The organism is uncultured Clostridium sp., from assembly GCF_934754925.1.
Taxonomy (GTDB): Bacteria; Bacillota; Clostridia; order Clostridiales; family Clostridiaceae; genus Clostridium.
In genome coordinates, this window is sequence record NZ_CAKVJA010000022.1 from 1 (window position 1) to 19,012 (window position 19,012).

17 protein-coding genes are annotated in these 19,012 nt (G+C 26.2%); 16 read left to right on the forward strand and 1 reads right to left on the reverse strand.

All coding sequences use genetic code 11. The features are described from left to right. Positions 1-335 precede the first annotated feature (335 nt). From Q0G30_RS08480 to phnE (Q0G30_RS08495), 4 genes are all read left to right on the forward strand, one after another. A complete protein-coding gene (locus Q0G30_RS08480) occupies positions 336-1,346 on the forward strand; it encodes a PhnD/SsuA/transferrin family substrate-binding protein (protein WP_294388867.1) in 1,011 nt (336 codons plus the stop codon). A 134-nt stretch (positions 1,347-1,480) separates the two neighbouring features. After that, the gene (phnC, locus tag Q0G30_RS08485; protein WP_294388869.1) at positions 1,481-2,245 is read left to right on the forward strand and encodes a phosphonate ABC transporter ATP-binding protein; all 765 of its coding nucleotides are present in this window, start codon (positions 1,481-1,483) and stop codon (positions 2,243-2,245) included. A 2-nt stretch (positions 2,246-2,247) separates the two neighbouring features. After that, positions 2,248-3,072: a phosphonate ABC transporter, permease protein PhnE gene (gene phnE / locus Q0G30_RS08490; protein ID WP_294388871.1), complete on the forward strand. Its 825-nt coding sequence runs from the start codon at positions 2,248-2,250 to the stop codon at positions 3,070-3,072. 1 nt (position 3,073) lies between these two features. Next, entirely contained in the window at positions 3,074-3,871 is a 798-nt protein-coding gene (gene phnE, locus Q0G30_RS08495) for a phosphonate ABC transporter, permease protein PhnE (protein WP_294388873.1), read from the forward strand. A gap of 73 nt (positions 3,872-3,944) precedes the next feature. Here phnE (Q0G30_RS08495) and Q0G30_RS08500 read toward each other — a convergent pair whose 3' ends face one another. Further along, the gene (locus Q0G30_RS08500; protein ID WP_294388875.1) at positions 3,945-5,459 is read right to left on the reverse strand and encodes a bifunctional UDP-sugar hydrolase/5'-nucleotidase; all 1,515 of its coding nucleotides are present in this window, start codon (positions 5,457-5,459) and stop codon (positions 3,945-3,947) included. A 223-nt stretch (positions 5,460-5,682) separates the two neighbouring features. On the opposite strand from Q0G30_RS08500, the gene Q0G30_RS08505 reads away from it, so the two are divergent. From Q0G30_RS08505 to Q0G30_RS08560, 12 genes are all read left to right on the forward strand, one after another. After that, entirely contained in the window at positions 5,683-6,513 is an 831-nt protein-coding gene (locus Q0G30_RS08505; protein ID WP_294388877.1) for a ParA family protein, read from the forward strand. A gap of 78 nt (positions 6,514-6,591) precedes the next feature. Beyond that, positions 6,592-8,487, forward strand: a complete 1,896-nt coding sequence (locus Q0G30_RS08510; RefSeq protein WP_294388879.1) for an FAD-dependent oxidoreductase — start codon at positions 6,592-6,594, stop codon at positions 8,485-8,487. A 10-nt stretch (positions 8,488-8,497) separates the two neighbouring features. After that, the gene (locus Q0G30_RS08515) at positions 8,498-9,427 is read left to right on the forward strand and encodes an ABC transporter ATP-binding protein (protein WP_294388880.1); all 930 of its coding nucleotides are present in this window, start codon (positions 8,498-8,500) and stop codon (positions 9,425-9,427) included. A 17-nt stretch (positions 9,428-9,444) separates the two neighbouring features. Continuing rightward, the gene (locus tag Q0G30_RS08520) at positions 9,445-10,593 is read left to right on the forward strand and encodes an ABC transporter permease (RefSeq protein WP_294388882.1); all 1,149 of its coding nucleotides are present in this window, start codon (positions 9,445-9,447) and stop codon (positions 10,591-10,593) included. Continuing rightward, positions 10,577-11,692, forward strand: coding sequence for an ABC transporter permease (locus Q0G30_RS08525; protein WP_294388884.1), 1,116 nt, complete (start codon positions 10,577-10,579; stop codon positions 11,690-11,692). The genes Q0G30_RS08520 and Q0G30_RS08525 overlap by 17 nt, the downstream gene beginning before the upstream one ends. A gap of 78 nt (positions 11,693-11,770) precedes the next feature. Continuing rightward, a complete protein-coding gene (locus Q0G30_RS08530) occupies positions 11,771-13,207 on the forward strand; it encodes a deoxyguanosinetriphosphate triphosphohydrolase (RefSeq protein ID WP_294388887.1) in 1,437 nt (478 codons plus the stop codon). 97 nt (positions 13,208-13,304) lie between these two features. After that, on the forward strand, positions 13,305-14,018 hold the full coding sequence (locus Q0G30_RS08535) for a hypothetical protein (RefSeq protein WP_294388889.1): 714 nt from the start codon (positions 13,305-13,307) through the stop codon (positions 14,016-14,018). A 248-nt stretch (positions 14,019-14,266) separates the two neighbouring features. Beyond that, the gene (locus Q0G30_RS08540; RefSeq protein WP_294388891.1) at positions 14,267-15,328 is read left to right on the forward strand and encodes an AEC family transporter; all 1,062 of its coding nucleotides are present in this window, start codon (positions 14,267-14,269) and stop codon (positions 15,326-15,328) included. 126 nt (positions 15,329-15,454) lie between these two features. Continuing rightward, the gene (locus Q0G30_RS08545) at positions 15,455-16,453 is read left to right on the forward strand and encodes a 2-hydroxyacid dehydrogenase (protein WP_195469005.1); all 999 of its coding nucleotides are present in this window, start codon (positions 15,455-15,457) and stop codon (positions 16,451-16,453) included. An 87-nt stretch (positions 16,454-16,540) separates the two neighbouring features. Then, on the forward strand, positions 16,541-18,094 hold the full coding sequence (locus tag Q0G30_RS08550; RefSeq protein ID WP_294388893.1) for an ATP-binding protein: 1,554 nt from the start codon (positions 16,541-16,543) through the stop codon (positions 18,092-18,094). Beyond that, the gene (locus Q0G30_RS08555) at positions 18,094-18,765 is read left to right on the forward strand and encodes a response regulator (RefSeq protein ID WP_195469003.1); all 672 of its coding nucleotides are present in this window, start codon (positions 18,094-18,096) and stop codon (positions 18,763-18,765) included. The genes Q0G30_RS08550 and Q0G30_RS08555 overlap by 1 nt, the downstream gene beginning before the upstream one ends. A 69-nt stretch (positions 18,766-18,834) precedes the next feature. Continuing rightward, on the forward strand, positions 18,835-19,008 hold the full coding sequence (locus tag Q0G30_RS08560; RefSeq protein WP_294388897.1) for a hypothetical protein: 174 nt from the start codon (positions 18,835-18,837) through the stop codon (positions 19,006-19,008). The last annotated feature ends 4 nt before the right edge of the window (positions 19,009-19,012 follow it).

Here is a 19,012-nt window from a genome sequence, read left to right on the forward strand (position 1 = left end):
TTACTAAGTAATATCATAATGATACAATCGTAATTTAGTGCTCATATAAAAGCACTAAAAAAGAGCCATAGATTTTCTATTGCTCTTTTTTATATATAATTTATAAAGTTTTAATTTTCCTATAATTTATAATAGTTGTACAAAAATTAAAATTTATGGTAAAAAATAAAAAAGTTTCAAGCAGATGTATGGGAAAAAAATATAATATATACAATTAAATAAAAAGTATACACAAATATGAAAAAAATCAAAAAAATATATACAAAAATGTCGAATATTATGTTATAATACATAAGTGAAAAATAGGATAAAACATTTAAGGATGGAGAGGACAAATGAAAAAATTTTTAGCATTACTTTCAGTTTTAGTACTAAGTATGTCAATGTTAGTTGGATGCGGTTCAAAGTCAGCATCTAATGATGAGTTAGTTGTATACTTCGTACCATCAAGAGATCCAGCAGAGATCCAAGAAGCAACTAAGCCATTATCAGAAATGTTAAAGGCTGAATTATCAAAATTAGGATATGATTTTGAGAAGGTAAAAATTGAAGTTGGTACAAGCTTCGAAGCAGTTGGTGAAGCATTATCTTCAGGAACAGCTCAAGTTGGATTTATTCCAGGAGGAACTTATGTATTATATGATGATGGTGTAGATGTTGCATTAACAGCAACTAGATTTGGGTTAAACCATGATTCAGAAAATCCTGCAGATTGGAATACAGCTCCAACAGAAAATACAGATGATAAAGTTAAATACTACAGATCATTAGTAATTGCTGGTCCAAGTGAAAAAGGACAAGAATTAGCTGCAAAAGTTAACAATGGAGAAAAGTTAACTTTAGAAGATATTCAAAGTGCTACATGGGGAGTTTCATCAAACACAACTTCACCAGCAGGATATATTTATCCAAGTCTTTGGTTAAAAGAAAACTTTGGAATATCAATAACAGATCTTAAGAACAAAGTAGCTTTAGATAACTATGCTACATCATTATCTCAATTAGCAAGTGGTCAAATCGATGTAATGGTAACTTATGCTGATGCACGTTTAGACTATGCTGAACAATGGAATTCTAGTTTTGGAAGAACAGCTTCTATATGGGATGAAACAAATGTTATTGGTGTAACAGACGGTGTTTACAATGATACAATATCTGTTACTAAAGATTCATCAATGACTCCAGAATTAAAGGAAGCTATCCAACAAGCTTTCATTAACATAGGTAACACAGAAGAAGGTCAAGAAATTATTTCAATATATAGCCATAAGGGTTATGAGATTGGAAATAACTCTGACTATGATTCAGAGAGAAAAGCACAAGAATTAATTAAGTCTATGCAATAATTTTTAAATAAAATATCTTTTATTTTATTAATTATAAAAATGAGTTCATGTTAGACATGGACTCATTTTGTATATAAAGGCGAAATATACAAAATATTCATAAAAAAGATAAAGTTAGAATGTGAGGGAAACTCGTGATTAAGTTTGACAAGGTAAATAAGGTTTATCCAAATGGATTACATGCACTAAAAAATGTATCACTTGATATAAAGCAAGGTGAGTTCGTAGCAATAATAGGTTTATCAGGAGCTGGTAAGTCTACATTATTAAGAACTATTAATAGAATGCATGATATTAGCGAAGGATCATTAACTGTAAATGGACAAGAAGTAAATGATTTAGCAGGAAAAGATTTAAGAAAGTTTAGACGTAAAGTAGGAATGGTATTCCAATCTTTTAATCTAGTAACTAGAACTACAGTAATAAACAATGTATTAACTTCAAGAGTGCCAGATATGCCATTATGGAAATCTATAATAGGATTATATTCTAAAGAAGATAAAGTTATAGCCTTAGAAGCATTAGATAAGGTGGGCATATTAGATAAAGCTTATGTTAGAGCTGATCAACTTTCAGGAGGACAACAACAAAGAGTTGCTTTAGCAAGAACATTAGCACAAAAGCCAGAAATAATTCTTGCTGATGAGCCAGTTGCAGCACTTGACCCAATAACTGCAAAGCAAGTTATGGATGATTTCAAAAAGATTAATAAAGAATTAAATATGTCAGTATTAATTAATATTCACCATGTAGATTTAGCATTAAAATATGCTGATAGAGTTATTGGAATAAAGGCAGGAGAAATAGTATATGATGGACCATCTACAGAAGTAGATAGTGAAGTATTAAAGCAAATATATGGCCGTGAATTAGCTGCTGATGAAGTAATGGGGGCTTAATTATGTTAGGAAAAATAAAAAATATATTTAAGCCTGAAAAGATAGTTTTAAGTAATGGTAAAGAAATTCAACCTAAAGCTTCAATTGCACCTTTTGTAATAATTGGATTGCTTTTAGCTTTAATAGTTGCAGGAAATGTAACAGGATTTAATTTTGAAACAATAATGAAGAGAGGAAATCAGTTCTTTGTAATATTAAAGGATATGTTTCCACCTGATTTAAGCTATATGAAAACAGTTGTTGCACCACTTATAGAAACTATAAAAATATCTGTTTTAGGTTCTTTAATTGGAAGTTTTATAGCAATTCCTTTTGCTATGTTATGTTCTGTTAATATTAACAAATCTAAAATTGTTTTAAACTTAGTTAGAGTTGTAATGAGTATTACAAGAACATTACCAACGTTAATTATTGCCTTAATATCAACTTATATCTTCGGATTAGGTACTTTTGCAGGTACTGTTGCAATATCAATATTTACTTTTGGTATAGTAACTAAAATGTTATATGAAAAGATTGAAACTGTTGATATGGGACCTTTTGAAGCTATGGAAGCTGTTGGTGCTACAAGAGTAAAAGCCTTTGTTGGTTCAATAATGCCTCAAATAATGCCTTCATATTTATCAATCTGCCTTTATAGTTTAGAAATAAATGTAAGAGCAGCAGCAATACTTGGATACGTAGGAGCTGGTGGTATAGGTCTTATATTAAATGAAAAGATCGGTTGGAGAGAATATGATAGAGTTGGTATGATTCTTGTTATGTTATTCATCACAGTCTTAATTATAGAAAATGGAAGTAAATACATAAGAGAAAGGTTAGGGTAGTATGGAAATATCAGTAAAAAAACAATTAGAAAAACAACCAAATACATGGATAAGTAAAGCCCTAACTGTATTATTTGTAGTACTTGTAATAGTATGGGCTTCAAAGGGAATTAATTTTGGTGGAATTAAATCAAATGGAGTTGATATTGCAAAGAATGTATTATCAGGAATTATACATCCTGATGTAGAAATGCTATTAACTGAAGTGCCAGCATTATTATTAGAAACTATTTGTATAGCATTAATTGGTACTTTAATTGGAGCAATATTAGCAGTACCATTAGCTTTTATATCTTCTACTAACATAATGCCTAAATGGGTAAGTGCTATAGGATTATTTATTATAGCAGCACTTAGAACATTCCCAGCATTCGTTTATGGATTAATGTTTATTCGTGTAACTGGACCTGGTGCTTTTGCAGGGGTTCTTACAGTATCAGTAATATCTATAGGTATGATAGCTAAATTATTTATTGAATCAATAGAAGATTTAGATACTAGAATATTAGAATCTTTAGACGCTGCAGGATGTAATACTTTTGAAAAAATAAGATATGGAATATTACCACAATTATTTACAGATTTCGTTTCTACAGTTATATATAGATTTGAAATAAATATAAAGGATGCATCTGTATTAGGATTAGTTGGTGCAGGGGGAATAGGAGCACCATTAATATTTGCAATGAATGCATTTAATTGGGATGAAGTTGGTGCTATTCTTTGTGGATTAATAGTTCTAGTATTAGTAGTAGAAATAGTTTCAACTAAGATAAGAACTAAGCTTGCTAGAGGGTAAATAATACTTTAATATAATAAAAACTAAAAGAGCTCATCTTATAGATGAACTCTTTTAGTTTTTTTGTTTTTTATTATAGTAAAATACTATAATATCTAGATGTATCTACAACTACTTTTGGATTGTTTTTAAAATAGTTTATAATTAGTTCCGGCATCTCAATTAAAATTTCATTAACAACAGTACAGTTTTCATAACATTCATAACCACCGGCACCACTTGCTCTATAGTTATTCATAACTAAAGTTAAATTCTTATCTTCAGATAATTCTTCACCATTAAACTTAATAGAAGTAACTCTATTTCCAACTTCCTTAGTTAAATCAAAAGTATAGTTTATATTTGAGAAGTAATCATAATTATAATGTTCAACTTTAGGTTTTAAGAATCTTTCAGATATAGTTACATTCCCATTATTATTTTCAAAATAACTAGCAGCTCTTTCTAAAGCTAACTTTAATATTTCTCTATTAACTTCAAGAACAACTAAAGTATTTGGGTATGGATAAGTAGATAAAATATCTCTTACAGTAACATTTTTACCAAAACCTTTTATTACATTTGCAAAAGCAGTACATGATATATCAGCATTAGTACTTTCAAGTTGGATTTGATTTATAAAGTTAGCTAAATTTGATCCATTTAAAGCCATATCTAAATGAGTTGTAGGTTGAAGTTCAGTATCTAAAACACCAACTGGAGTATCTAACCATTCTTGAACCTTATTTTCTAATGGTAAGAATTTATCGTACATTTCTTTATTAGGATTTAATTCTATATTTTCTAATGATGAAGTAATTTCTATTGAACCATTATCATCTATAGTAAGTTTTAATTCTAAGAATTTACTACCATTATGCGGAGTTTGAGCTATATGAGTTCCATGAAGCTCTTTATCAGCAATAGGTAAATGTTGATGTCCAGTAAGAAGTATATCAAAATCAAATTCCTTACATATCTTATAAGCTATATTTTCTTTTGTAGTACTTAATTGTTTATGAGACTCTAAATCATATTCAAATCCACCATGATAAACACCTACAATTACATCACATTGTTCTTTTACAGTGTGGTAATGTTTTTTTATTGAATCAAAAGTATCAATAATATCGATATTTTCTATATTTTCAGGACGTTCCCATCTGTTAATAAAATCAGTAGTAAATCCAATTACTCCTACTTTTAATCCATTTTCCATTGTTTTTATTTTATATGGAAGGATTGGTAATTCATTAGTTTTATCTATAACATTAGTGCAAAGACAAGTAGCATTTAAGTTATCTAAATATTTCTTTAAATATTTTTTTCCATAATTAAAGTCATGATTACCAAGAGTAATAAAGTCATATCCACCAGCATTCATAACAGTTGATATTGGATGTATATCAAACTCTGAATTGCTTAAGTAGTTTGTAAAAGGTGAACCTTGAATAGTATCTCCACCATCAATTATTAATGTGTTTCCGTCTTTATTGAAATGATTAATTATATTAAGTAAACCAATATTTTTTTCATTTCTTTCTACGTAATCTGTTGGATAAACATATCCATGAAGGTCTGATGTAAAATAAATTTTTAGTTCTTTCATTAAATAATACCTCTTCGTTAGTTAAATTTATATAAATAATATTGATTATATCATATTTGCTTTTAAATAAGGTAAAATTTATTACAGAAACAAATATGTAAAAATATTACAATTATTGTTAAAATGTATTATAATATAATTAATATATAGTTAATTCACTAAAAGATTGCAGATTAGGGAACTATAATAAGAAAAATGGTATGAGAGTTAGGGGAGAAAGAGGATGAAGGTTATTAGTGTATGTAATCATAAAGGGGGATGTGCTAAAACTACAACAGTAGTAAATATAGCAGCAGAATTAGTTAATTCAGGTTACAGAGTTTTGATAATAGACAATGATTATCAAGCTAACTTAACAACTAGCATAGGGTTTAAGCCAGATAAAGAGTCACTAGTTAATTGTCTTAGAGGAAAAAAATCTTTAAGAAAAACAATAAAGAAATGTGCAACCTTAGATGGATTAGATATTATCCCAAATAATTCAGAAGTTAGTAATGCTGATTTAGCTTTAATAAAGATGAGAAATTGTAAAAGAATATTAAAGAAATTAATAGAAGAAGAAAACTTAAAAGATGATTATGATTTTATATTAATAGATTGTCCACCAAGTCAATCTATTACTACTATTAATGCATTAGTAGCAAGTGACAGTATAATAATACCAATGGAACCGTCTTTATTTAATATGCAAGGTCTTAAAAATTTATCAAAAACAATAAAATTAATTCAAAAAACTTTCAATAAGAAATTAAAGGTTGAGGGAATATTATTAACAAGAGTAGACTCTAGAACAAAGCTTAGTGAAAATTTTAGAAAAGAGATAAAAGAATCTTATTCATATAGAGTGTTTGAAACAGAAATACATCAAAGTAGTATAATAGTAAAAAGTCAAACAAATGGGCTACCAGTATCTATGTATGATCCAAGATGTAAAAGTGCACAGGAATATAGAAGTGTAACAGATGAAATTTTAAATACATCCTTTACTAAGAAAATTAGTACTGTATCAACTATAAAAAGTAAAAAGAATAGTGAAGTAGCTAAGATTTGCTAAAATAAGTTCTAGTATAGAGAGTAACAGAAATGTTGCTCTCTTACTTTTTATAAATTAAGTTTAATATTTATTTACACTTTGAATAGAATTAGTAATATAAATAAAATTTGGAGGGATTACATGGATTATGATGTTATTGTAATAGGTGCGGGAATATCAGGACTTACAGCAGCAGCGTTACTAGCAAAGAGAAATTTAAATGTATGCGTAATAGAAGCACAATATAAACCAGGTGGATCTTGTGGAATATTTAAGAGAAAAGATATAGTCTTTGAGCAAGGAGCTGCAATGATTTATGGTTTTAATGATAGAGGATTTAGTCCTCATAGATTTGTTTTTAATGCATTAGAAGAACCTATAGATATAATAAAGCACGATGAACTTTATGCCATTAACTTTGGAAAACATAGAATAATTTTTCATGAAGATATAGATAAGTTTATAGAAGAGTTAGCTAAGGTATTTCCTAATGAAAAAGAAAATTTTAAAAAGTTTTACAGAGACTTATCAAAAAGGTATATGAAAATAATAGCGGAAAATCCAGCCTTTATATCTCCAGATGCAATAAAAAAAGAAGATGGATTACAATCCTTATTAAAACATCCAATAGAATATATAAGATTTTTAGGATATATGAATAAAAATACTAAAAGTATATTAAAAAAATATTTTAAAGATAATAATGTATTTAATTTCTTTGACAAATTAACATCTACATATTGTTATACAAATGTTGAAGAAACTCCAGCAATATTATCTTCGGTAATGTTTGTAGATAATCATTTTGGTGGAAGTTATTATCCGGCAGGTTCAACATTAAATTTAGTTGGAAAGTTAGAAAAGGTTATAGAAGAAAATAATGGACAAATGATATATAACACAGAAGTAGAAAAAATAATAGTAGAAGATAATAAGGCAACAAAAGTTAGGTTAGATAACGGAAAAACTATAAGTGCTAATTATATTATTAACTCAGGTACAGTATGGAACTTATATAATAAGTTGTTAAAAGATAGCGCAAGTGAAGAAGCTAAAAATTGGGCAAATTCCTTAGAGCCATCATATCAGTCTATGGTATTATTTGCTCTTGTAAAGGAAGATGTAATTCCTAAAGGAACATTACCAATAGAAATGTTAGTTGGAGATGAAACTAAATTAGATGAAAATGAAATAACTGTTTATATCTTAAGTATAGATGATAAAACTTTATGTAAAAAGGGATACCATACAATCGTGGCAATAGGACCTACTTTTAAGGAGTGGCCAAGAGGATTTAAGAATAATTATAATACTGAAGTATATAGGCAAATGAAAGAAGTAGAGAAGAATAGAATGCTAGAAGTTTTAGAAAAGAGATTTCCAGGATTTAAGGAAAATATATGTCACCTAGAAATTAGTACTCCAACTACCTTAAATAGATATGTTTTAAAGGAAGGGGGAAGTGTAGCTGGTCCAAAGCAAAAGCTAGGGCAACATATGCTAAAAAGATTAAAAACTAAGAGTGAAATAAGCAACCTTTTTAATTGTGGGGAATCAACTGTTATGGGAACTGGAACACCAGCAGTCACTATATCAGGAATAAGTGCTGCAAATCTTATATTAAGAGAACTAGGAATAGAGGAATTTGAATATAAAGAAGAAATGAAAAATTATGTTAATATAGTTAGCAAGCCTTTTAAATATGAACAAATAAAAATAGGTAAAAGTGAAGAGGGAGATAAGTTAGCTAAGCTAGCTTTAAGATGCCAATTTTGTGAAAAACCATCATGTGAAAAAGCATGTAAAAATAATGTTTCTATTAGAGATATAAATAGAAGAATAGCTGTAGGTAATTTTTATGGAGCTAAAAAGATATTAAAAAAATGTGGTATCAACCCATGCTTAAGTTGTGAAGATAAAGAATGTGAAAATAATTGTATAAGAAAGAATTTTGCTGAAGAAGTAAGTATAAGAGAAATTAATATTAATCTTTAGGAGTTATATTATGTATATTCTTCAAATTGAAAATTTGCATAAAAAATATAATGATTTTGAAGTAATAAAGGGTATAAATCTGTCTATAAATAAGGGAGAAATATATGGATTATTAGGGCCAAATGGAGCTGGTAAAAGTACTTTAATAAAAATTATATGTGGCATTGAGAAAATTACATCAGGAAAAGTAATTTTTGAAGAAAAAGAAACAAATATAAATAAGTATAAAAAGAATATTGGTTTATTACCACAAGATATTTCTGTATATCATAATTTTACAGCAAGGGAAAATGTATCATTTTTCTGTTCCTTATATGGATATAAGGGAAAGGAACTTAAGAAAAGAGTTGATAAATCATTAGAATTTGTTGGTCTTTTAGATGTAGAGAATAAAAAAGCTTGTGAATTTTCAGGCGGAATGAAGAGAAGATTAAATATGGCATGTGCAATAGCTCACAGTCCAAGGTTAATAATAATGGACGAGCCAACTGTAGGTATAGATCCACAATCAAGAAATCATATATTAGAATCAGTAAAAAAGTTAAATGAAGAGGGAGCTACTATAATATATACATCTCATTACATGGAAGAAATAGAGGAACTATGCAATAATATCTCAATTATGGACAATGGAAAGATAATAGCAAGAGGAACTAAGGAGTATTTAAAATCAAGTATAGTCACTGATAATATTTGTACTATATATCTTAAAAAAGATATTTATAATATAAAAAAACATATAAGTAAAATTCAAGGTGTTAAAAATGTAGAAATACACCATAAAGAAATTAAATGTTTCTATTCTAAGGAGGCATATATACTTCAAAAAATTATAAACACAATTTCTAATAATAGTGGAATTATAGAAAATATAAAAAGCGAAGATCCAACATTAGAAACTGTGTTTTTAACATTAACAGGAAAACAATTAAGAGATTGATGTAACTGAGGTTAAATATGATATTAATTAAGTTAATAAATAAAGAAGTATTACAGTTTTTTAGAAATAAATCTAATGTAGCTACAATGTTTATATTTCCAATAGTTCTTATAGTTGTTATGGGATTTTCATTAAATGGTCTTATGAATGTTGATCATAATATTTTTGAAAATGAAAAGGTATATTTTAAAGTGAATACTTTAAATAAAGATAGTATATATTTAAAGGTTTTTAATAGTTTTAAGGAAAGCTGTAAAGAAAATATGAAAATAGAATTTCAAGAGGTATTTAATGAAAGTGAAGGAAAAGATAATGTTAATAATTATGAAGGGCTAGCTTTTATAGATATATATGAAGATAAATATGACTTTTATAGGAACGAGAATAAAGAAAGTACAGCTCAAAAGGTATTTAGAAGTGTGTTTAATCAATATTTAGAAAAATATGCAGTAATAAATAGTATAGTAGATGAATCTCCTGATTTTATTAATGAAATTAGGCACAATGAAAGTGCTATCGAAGTAAGAGAAGAGGGAATAAATAGCAATGGAATAAGTTCCTTTACTTATTATACTTTTGCAGAACTTGTATTAATTATACTATATATATCACAAATAACTAATGTATCAGCTTATAACGAAAGAGTTGAAAATACATTAGAAAGATTAAAGTTATCTAAGGCAAGTAATTCTAACATCATATTATCAAAAATTATTTTAGGAGTAATAGTAGGAGCAATTCAAGTAATTATAGTTTATTTTGTTAGTACTATATTTTTAAATATTAATTGGGGTAAAGATTTAAAATTAATGATAATAGTTTTAATTTCTTTAATAATTTTTAGCTCTATTTTAGGAGTTACCATTAGTTTTGTTTTTAAAGATAATAAGGTGGCATCAAGTATAATAAACACATTATTGATAGTTTTGGGATTTTTAGGTGGAGCATATGTTCCCATATCGTTAGTAAAATCAACTGCAATAACTAATATTTTGTGCCAAATGACTCCTACATATTGGGCAAATATAGCATTGTTAAGTTTAAGCTCTGGAATTAGAACCAATTATTCAATAATATCAATAATTATATCTTTAGAATTATCTTTAATATTGTTAGTTATATGTATTATTAGTATTAACTTGAGAGCAGGTGATAAGATTGTTTAGGGTAATGGTTAACACTGCAAAATTATTATTTAAGAAAAAGAGCTTTATTATTATGGGAATAGTATCGCCTGCAATTGTTATAGTTTTTTTTAGTTTTGCATTTGGAAGTAATATGAATTATAAAGTAGGCATAATTGATAAGGATAACAGCTATATTTCAAAAGATATAATAAATGTTATAAGTAATATAGAAGATATAGATATAGTTGATATAAAAAAAGATAATTATGAAATGTTACTTGCATCTCACCAAATACAAATAGCTATCATAATTGAAAAAAATTTTAGTAATAATTTATTAAATTTAGAAGAGGGGAAAATTACTATAAAATCAATTTCTAATAGTGATATTAAGGAAACTTTAGTATCGATGATAAAATCAAAAGTAAATAATTTAAGTTTAATAGCTAAAATAAGTGATAAGAATATTGAGAAATTTAAAGAAAAAAATGAAAGTTATAAGGAAAATTTATTTAAAGTTAACCTAAATGAAGCTAATAAGAGCAGACCTGCTATAGAAAATTCTATAGGTATAGTTATAATGATGATTTTGATAAGTGGTGCTACTATAGCAAATTTCTTAATTGAAGATGAAGAAAATAACACTAAATCAAGAGTTTTGGTAAGTGGAATAAAGCCATATAAATACTATATAGCTTTGTTTATAGTATTTTATTTAGTATCATCTATAACTAGTGTTATATATTATCTTCTTTGTAAATTGTTAAAACTAGACTTTGGAATGAATAATACTAATAACTTTTTATTGGTTATGTTATTACTTAATTTAGTAGCTATAGCTTTAAACTTGTGTATTGTTAGTTTCACTAGAAATAGATATATTGCTAGTACAGTTAATATATTAATAGTTATACCAACTTGTATGTTATCAGGTGTATTTTGGGATTTTGAAATTATGCCAAATTATTTACAAGATTTAGGAAGACTAATGCCGCAGAGATGGGTATATAGATGTATAGAACTTTTGCAAGTATATAATGATTTAAGTTATATATATCCATATATTTTTTGTATGATAGCAATATCTTTATTGTTATTTATACTAAGTTTATTTATGTTTAAAATAAGAAAATCATAGAAATTAAGAATAAAAATATTAAATATAGCTGAAATTAAAGTTATATAAAATTTATATAGTAAAGAGGAAACCTTAATTATGGCTAGATTTACATGGAAACAACTATTAAATAAAAATCGTATTAGAGATTATAAAAGTACTAAAAAAAATCTAGATTGTAGAGATGAATTTGAAAATGACTATGATAGAATTTTATTTAGTGCATCATTTAGAAGGCTTCAGGATAAAGCACAGGTATTTCCTTTAGAGAAATTAGACTTTGTTAGAACAAGATTAACACACTCCTTAGAGGTATCTTCAATTGCTAAATCTCTTGCTATAAGTATTGGCTATAAATTAATTGATATTACTGCAAATTCAGAAGAGCAAGTTAATGTTAAAATGGTTGAAGAAATGAGTAATATATTAGCTTGCGCAGGGCTTATACATGATTTAGGAAATCCTCCTTTTGGTCATTTTGGAGAAGTTGCTATTAGAGAATGGTTTGAAGAGAAGTTATCTAAAAATGATGATGGTAATTATACTTTTTATTATGATAAATATACCTTTAATTTAGATAAACAAGAAGCTTTAGATTTATTGAACTTTGAAGGAAATGCACAAGGATTAAGAATTCTGACAAAACTTCATTTTGTTATAGATAGATTTGGAATGAATTTAACAACAGGAGTATTAAGTTCAGTTATAAAATATCCAATTTCATCAGTAGAATTAGAAAAAAGTAAATTAAATAAAATGGGATATTTTAAATCAGAAAGTGCTGTCTTTAAGGAGATAGCAGATGATACTAATATATGGTGCGCTAGAAACCCATTAGTTTATATTTTAGAAGCTGCTGATGATATAGCATATCTTTTAGGGGATTTAGAGGATTCCTTTAATAAAAAAATAATATCTCATGATTTATTTAAAGCAAAGTATGAAGAGTTTATTAAAGAAGAGGGGTATGAAGAGAAAACTCTAGAAGAAAGTTTATCATTTTATTTATCAAAAAATTATGATATAGCAAAAGAGGAGTATGGATATGAGGATCCTGGAGAATATGCATTAAAATCTTTTATTATAAAACTAAATAGATATTTAAAAGACTCAGTAATAGAGGAATTTCTTTCTTCTTATGACGAGATTATGAATGGAGTCTATCAAGGAGATTTAATAGGAAATTCAAAGGCTAAAAATATTACTATGTTTTTAAGAAATATCTCTAAAGAATATGTTTATACTAATGAAAAAATAGTTACTAATGAAATAGTTGGGTATAATATAATTCATTCCTTATTAGATATTTTTATACCAGCTTCTTTAAATAAAAATGTTAAGCCTTATAAAGGGTACGATGGTAAATTATATTCTCTAATTTCTAAAAATTATAGATTTGTTTGCGAAAATAATATTGATCAAAGTGAATGTAGTGAGGATTATTCAAGATTATTATTAGTAACAGATTTTATATGTGGTATGACAGATTCTTATGCGGCTTATCTTTATCAAGAAATTAAAGGTATGAAGGTGTAAGGGAGCAATTAGTAAAAAATAATTATTGTAAAAAATTCATTAATATTACATTTTATTGTGATATAATTAACATATCATTAAAAATGGGGTAATACTAATGAAAATAAAAATAATTTGTTTAGAAGAAGAAAATAAAATTAAGTTTGATAATAATTTATCTAAATTTGAAATGTTAGATAATAAGAATTTTAAAATAAGGGCTAAATATTATAACGTTGAAAAAAGTATAGTTGAGGTTTACTATTTAATAGAAGAGTCAGAAATTGATAAATGTAATTTAAATAAGAATTCAGATAAGATTTTAGTGCTAGTAAAATCTTTAAATGAAAATAATATGAAATTAATAGCTAAGTTAAGAAGTAGCTATAATATAACAGTTGCAATTGGTGAAGTTAATATAACAAATAAAAATATAAAAGAAGAATTTAATAAATTAAATAATGTAATAATAATAAATAAATTAAAGAAAGAAAATAAAATAGATTTAAAATTATTATCACTAATGCTAAATAATAAGGAAATCATTTGTAACTTAAATTTAAATAAGAGAAATAATATTATTTTAATTGATAGTGGTGAGAGTATAGGTAAAATAGTCTTATCTGTATTAGAACAATTTAAATATATACAAAATAGTAAAGAATATAATTTATATTTATATTCTAAAGAAGAAGTTGGAATTCAAGAGTTAACATATTTAGAGGATCCTATAAGAGAATATATTTACAATGATGCTATATTAAAAGTTAATACAGCAGTTAATGATAATATTAATGATAAAAAATATTTTCTTATAGTTACAACTAAATAATATTAAATTATGTTAGAAACCTAGTTAAAATAAACTAACCCGCATAAATAAAGGGAAAGAGTATATTTTAACTAGGTTTTTCTTGTTAATAAAAAAACTATATTGTTAAATTAATAACTTAAATAACTTAAATAATTATTTAAAAATTTAAATAAGTTGTAGAAAAAAGTCGAAGCTTGTACAATTATTTTTGTCAGAGAGATTAAATATTCAAATGAGTGTTAAAAAATATACAAGGAGAAGATTATATGTTAGAAATTATTAAAAAGACATTAACGGACAATGCTATTTTAGGTGCAATATTTTCATCAGTAGCAATAATCCTTTTAGGATTTTATTTAAGAAAGAAAGAAATTTTAAATTCAAATGCTTCTAAAATGTTAACAAAAGTAGTTCTTACAATTTCATTACCAGCATTAGCTTTTACATCATTTATGAAGGATATAAATGGAGAACAATTAAAGCAAGGTATGAGCATCTTAGTTTGGGGATTTGCAATTTATATTGTATTAATACCAATAACTAAAATAATGTATTCAAAAGTAAAAGGCGATAAACAAGATGTTTATAGAGTTCTTACTATATTTGGTTCAACTACATTCTTTGGTACACCAATAGTTACTGCAGTATACGGAGCAGTAGGTACTATGTACTCAAATATATTTAACATAGCTTACAGAGTATTCTTATATTCTTATGCATTTGTAAAAATGTCAGGAACAAAAATGGACAAAGAAAACTTCAAAAAGAATATGAAAGAAATTTTCTTAAACCCAATTATAATAGCTACATTCTTAGGATTATTTATTTGGTTATTCCAAGAAAAACTTCCTCAAATAGCTGTAGCATCAGCAGATGGAGTTACAAACTATGCATTTTTAAGAATAGATCAAACTTTACCATGGATGTATAAACCACTTACTTATTTAAGTAATTTAGCATCACCACTTGCATGGATTTCAATTGGAGCTACATTAGCAGAAGTACCATTTAAAAAAGCAGTATCACAAAAGGATGCTTGGGGATATAGTTTAATTAAAGTATTCTGTGTACCAGCAATAAACTTTGTTTTATTATTAGCTGTTAGTAAATTAGGAATATTACCAGTTTCTTTTGAAGGTATGGCAACAACAGTAATAATGATGGCAGCTCCAACAGCTACAGTTGCAGCAGCTTATGCAATTAGTTATGACAGAGAATCATTATTTACATCAAACTGTTCTCTATTATCAACTGTTGTAGCAGTAGCAGCAATGCCAATTCTTATAGTTATATTAGAAGTTATAAGAAATATAGGATTATTTGCATAAAATAAATTAGTTAAGTTTCACAGCTTAGAATATACAACATAGAAAATAGGACAAGCCATTCCATAAAAGGAGTGGTTATTGTCCTAAATCATATTATTTATGTTTAGATAAAAGGAGATAAAAATTATGATAAAGTTAGTTTGTTATGGTGTTAGAGAAACAGAAGTTAAATACTTTGAAGAAATAAATAAAAAATTTGGTTATGATATTAAATTAGTAACTTTAGGTCTTAATCATGAAAATGTAAAAGAAGCAATTGGCGCAGAAGCTGTAATGGTTAGAGGTAACTGTAAAGCTGATAGACAAAATTTAGAATTATTAAAAGCTAATGGTTTAAAATATCTTTTAACTAGAACTGTAGGTTTTGACCATGTTGATTTAGAAGCAGTTAAAGATTTAGATTTAAAATGTGCTAGAGTTCCAGGATACTCTCCAAATGCAATATCTGAATTAGCAGTTTCTTTAGCAATGATGTTATTAAGACATACAGCTTATACTGTAAATAGAACAAGAGAGAAGAATTTTGTTGTTGACTCATTTATGTTTAGTAAAGAAGTTAGAAATTGTACAGTTGCTGTTTTAGGTGCTGGTAAGATTGGATTAACTACAGCTAAGTTATTTAAAGGATTAGGAGCTAGAGTAATAGCTTATGATGTATTCCAAAGTGATGCAGCTAAAGAAGTAGTTGAATTTATGGAATTAGATGAAGTATTAGCACAAGCAGATATAATATCAGTACATATGCCATATATTAAAGACGTAAATTACCACATGATAAATGATGAATTTATTTCAAAAATGAAAGATGGAGCTATATTAGTTAATACTGCTAGAGGTGAGGTTCAAGATATTGAAGCTATAATAAGAGGTATCGAAAGCGGAAAGTTAGGCGGTTTTGGAACTGACGTTTTAGAAGGTGAATCTGTAACATTCTTTAAGGATTTAAGAGAAAAAGAATTAGAAAATGATTTACATCAAAAATTAGTAGATCTTTACCCAAGAGTATTAGTAACTCCTCATATTGGTTCTTATACAGATGAAGCATTAACAAATATGATAGAGTTTTCTTATGAAAATTTAAGAGATTTCTTAAATGAAGGTACTTGTAAAAATAGTATAGCTTAATTATTATTATATTGGGGTGTTTTTAACACCCTTTTTTTTATGTATTTAAATAAAATATAAAGAGAAAATGATATTGGTGATATATATATGAAAATGAAGTTCAAAAGGGCCATAACTTTATGGGCTGTAATAATTACATTTATTCCATTAGTTTTATCTTATATTATTTTTATAAATTCAAAGATAGCTGATACAGATGAAAATATTAAAAATACTTTAAGAGAAGTAGGAAATGTTGTAAGCCAAAATAAATTAGTTGAGGAGAAACTTTATAATAGGGATAATGATAAAAGTATTCAAGAATATACAAAAATATTTATAGAGAATTTCAGTGATATTGATATTATTGTTGTTGGAGATATGACTGGAGAAAAATACTCTCATCTAGATGAATTACAGATAGGTAAAATATATGTAAATGAGGATAATAGGGATGTTATAGATAAGGGAATAAGTTATTACTCTATAATGGAAGGTTCTATGGGAACTACATTAAGATGGTTTGAACCTATATTTTATAATAATAAGCAAGTTGGATTTGTTATGGTAGGTAAATATGAAGACGAGATTATTAGAATTACATCTCAAACTAAATTTACCTATAGTTTGTTGTTTATTTTTTCTATTTTACTATCAATAATAGGAGCTACAATATTAGCAAATAAAACTAAAAAATCAATATTAAATATGGAGCCAGTAGAAATTGCTGCTTTATATAGAGAGAAAAATATAATTCTAGATAGTGTAAATGATGGAATTATATCTTTAAATAAAAATAAGGAAATTGTAGAGATAAATAAGAGTTGTTATAAGTTATTTGATGATTTTAAAGTAGATGATATTTTAGAAAAGATTAATTTTTATATAGATAATAGAGAAGAAATTGAAATGAAGGAATTTGTTATAAAGGGTAAAAAAATATTTATCACAATTAAAAATATTAGTTTAGGTGATAATTGCCTTAGAACAATAATTACCTTAGTTGATAAAAATCCTATTAATAAGATAGCAAAAGAAATAACTGGAGTAGATGAAATAATTAAAAACTTAAGGGCAAGTGTTCATGAGTTTAAGAATAGCCTTTATGTAATTTTAGGACTACTTGAAATAAAGGCTTATGATGATGCTAAAAAATATATTTTAAAAATACAAAAGATTCAAGAGAATACTATAAGTAAATTTGCTAGTATTGAAGATAAATATGTGAGGGGATTATTAATTAGTAGAGAATCTGTTGCTAAAGAAAGAAAAATAGATTTTGTATTAACAGAGGAATCTTTTTTAGAAGAGAATCATGGAATTATAGATTCAAATGATATAGTAACCATACTTGGAAATCTTATTGAAAATGCATTTGAAGCATGTTCTTTATGTGGAGATATTAAAAAGATAGTAGAAGTATCATTATATGAAGATGAATCTGCTATAGAAATTCAAGTGCGTGATAATGGAAAAAATATTGATAAAAAAATAAGAGATACATTATTTATTGAAGGTATATCATCAAAGGGAGAAGGAAGAGGAACAGGTCTATATTTAGTTAAGAATAGAGTTGAAATTTATAATGGAAGTATAGATATTGAAGAATTTGGTGATGAAAAAATATTTGTTATAACTATTTTAAAGGGGGTAGAAAAATAATGAACGTATTAATAGTAGAAGATGATCCAATGGTGGCTTTAATTAATAAGAGATATTTAGAGAAAATTACAGGAGTAAAAACTTTTGGGCCTGTAATGTATGAGAAGGAAATAATTTCGAGTTTAAAAAAGAATAATATAGATTTAATATTAATGGATGTATTTTTACCCGAAAAAAGTGGAATAGATATATTAAAATCACTTAGAGAAAAAAATATTTTTATTGATGCAATTATGATAACTGCAGCAAATAGTACTGATGAAATTAAAAAAGCATTTGCATATGGAGTAGTAGATTATTTAGTAAAACCTTTTGAATTTGAAAGATTTAAAGAAGCTATTAATAAATATAGGGTAAAAAATAAGTTGCTACTTAATGATGAAGTGTTAACTCAAAAAGATATAGATACTTTACTTATGAATAGTTCGTTAGAAAGTCAAGTTAAGCTTCCAAAGGGTTTAAATGAGAAAACATTAGATAGGGTAATTAAATTTTTAAATGAGAACTCTAATGAGGTTTGGACATTAAGAGAAATTGCATATGAAATAAAAATCAGTAATGTAACTATTAAAAAATATATGGATTATTTAGAGAGTATAGGGAAAGTTAATTCAGAAATGACTTTTGGAAATGTTGGAAGACCTGAATATAAGTACTTCGTAAAAAAATAATATTGAAAATATGGGTAATAAAGGTTAAATATGGTATAATATAAGTATATTTTGTGAGGGGGCTACATTATGAAGTATGAAAAATATAAATATTTAGGATTTCTAGGATTATTATCATTAATAGGACTTAAAGGGTTTGTAACACATAATTATTTATGGTTTATTTTATTTATAAATTACTTATGGTTTACTTTCTTTTATGACAATAGTATCGTATATAAATTACAATTTAAAAATAAGTAAAATT

What these genes read in the sequence shown, in the direction of transcription:
- Q0G30_RS08480 (WP_294388867.1), top strand. Translation starts at nt 336, where the DNA reads ATGAAAAAATTTTTAGCATTACTTTCAGTTTTAGTACTAAGTATGTCA.
- phnE (WP_294388871.1), top strand. Translation starts at nt 2,248, where the DNA reads ATGTTAGGAAAAATAAAAAATATATTTAAGCCTGAAAAGATAGTTTTA.
- phnE (WP_294388873.1), top strand. Translation starts at nt 3,074, where the DNA reads ATGGAAATATCAGTAAAAAAACAATTAGAAAAACAACCAAATACATGG.
- Q0G30_RS08500 (WP_294388875.1), bottom strand. Translation starts at nt 5,459, where the DNA reads ATGAAAGAACTAAAAATTTATTTTACATCAGACCTTCATGGATATGTT.
- Q0G30_RS08505 (WP_294388877.1), top strand. Translation starts at nt 5,683, where the DNA reads ATGAAGGTTATTAGTGTATGTAATCATAAAGGGGGATGTGCTAAAACT.
- Q0G30_RS08515 (WP_294388880.1), top strand. Translation starts at nt 8,498, where the DNA reads ATGTATATTCTTCAAATTGAAAATTTGCATAAAAAATATAATGATTTT.
- Q0G30_RS08520 (WP_294388882.1), top strand. Translation starts at nt 9,445, where the DNA reads ATGATATTAATTAAGTTAATAAATAAAGAAGTATTACAGTTTTTTAGA.
- Q0G30_RS08530 (WP_294388887.1), top strand. Translation starts at nt 11,771, where the DNA reads ATGGCTAGATTTACATGGAAACAACTATTAAATAAAAATCGTATTAGA.
- Q0G30_RS08535 (WP_294388889.1), top strand. Translation starts at nt 13,305, where the DNA reads ATGAAAATAAAAATAATTTGTTTAGAAGAAGAAAATAAAATTAAGTTT.
- Q0G30_RS08540 (WP_294388891.1), top strand. Translation starts at nt 14,267, where the DNA reads ATGTTAGAAATTATTAAAAAGACATTAACGGACAATGCTATTTTAGGT.
- Q0G30_RS08545 (WP_195469005.1), top strand. Translation starts at nt 15,455, where the DNA reads ATGATAAAGTTAGTTTGTTATGGTGTTAGAGAAACAGAAGTTAAATAC.
- Q0G30_RS08550 (WP_294388893.1), top strand. Translation starts at nt 16,541, where the DNA reads ATGAAAATGAAGTTCAAAAGGGCCATAACTTTATGGGCTGTAATAATT.
- Q0G30_RS08555 (WP_195469003.1), top strand. Translation starts at nt 18,094, where the DNA reads ATGAACGTATTAATAGTAGAAGATGATCCAATGGTGGCTTTAATTAAT.
- Q0G30_RS08560 (WP_294388897.1), top strand. Translation starts at nt 18,835, where the DNA reads ATGAAGTATGAAAAATATAAATATTTAGGATTTCTAGGATTATTATCA.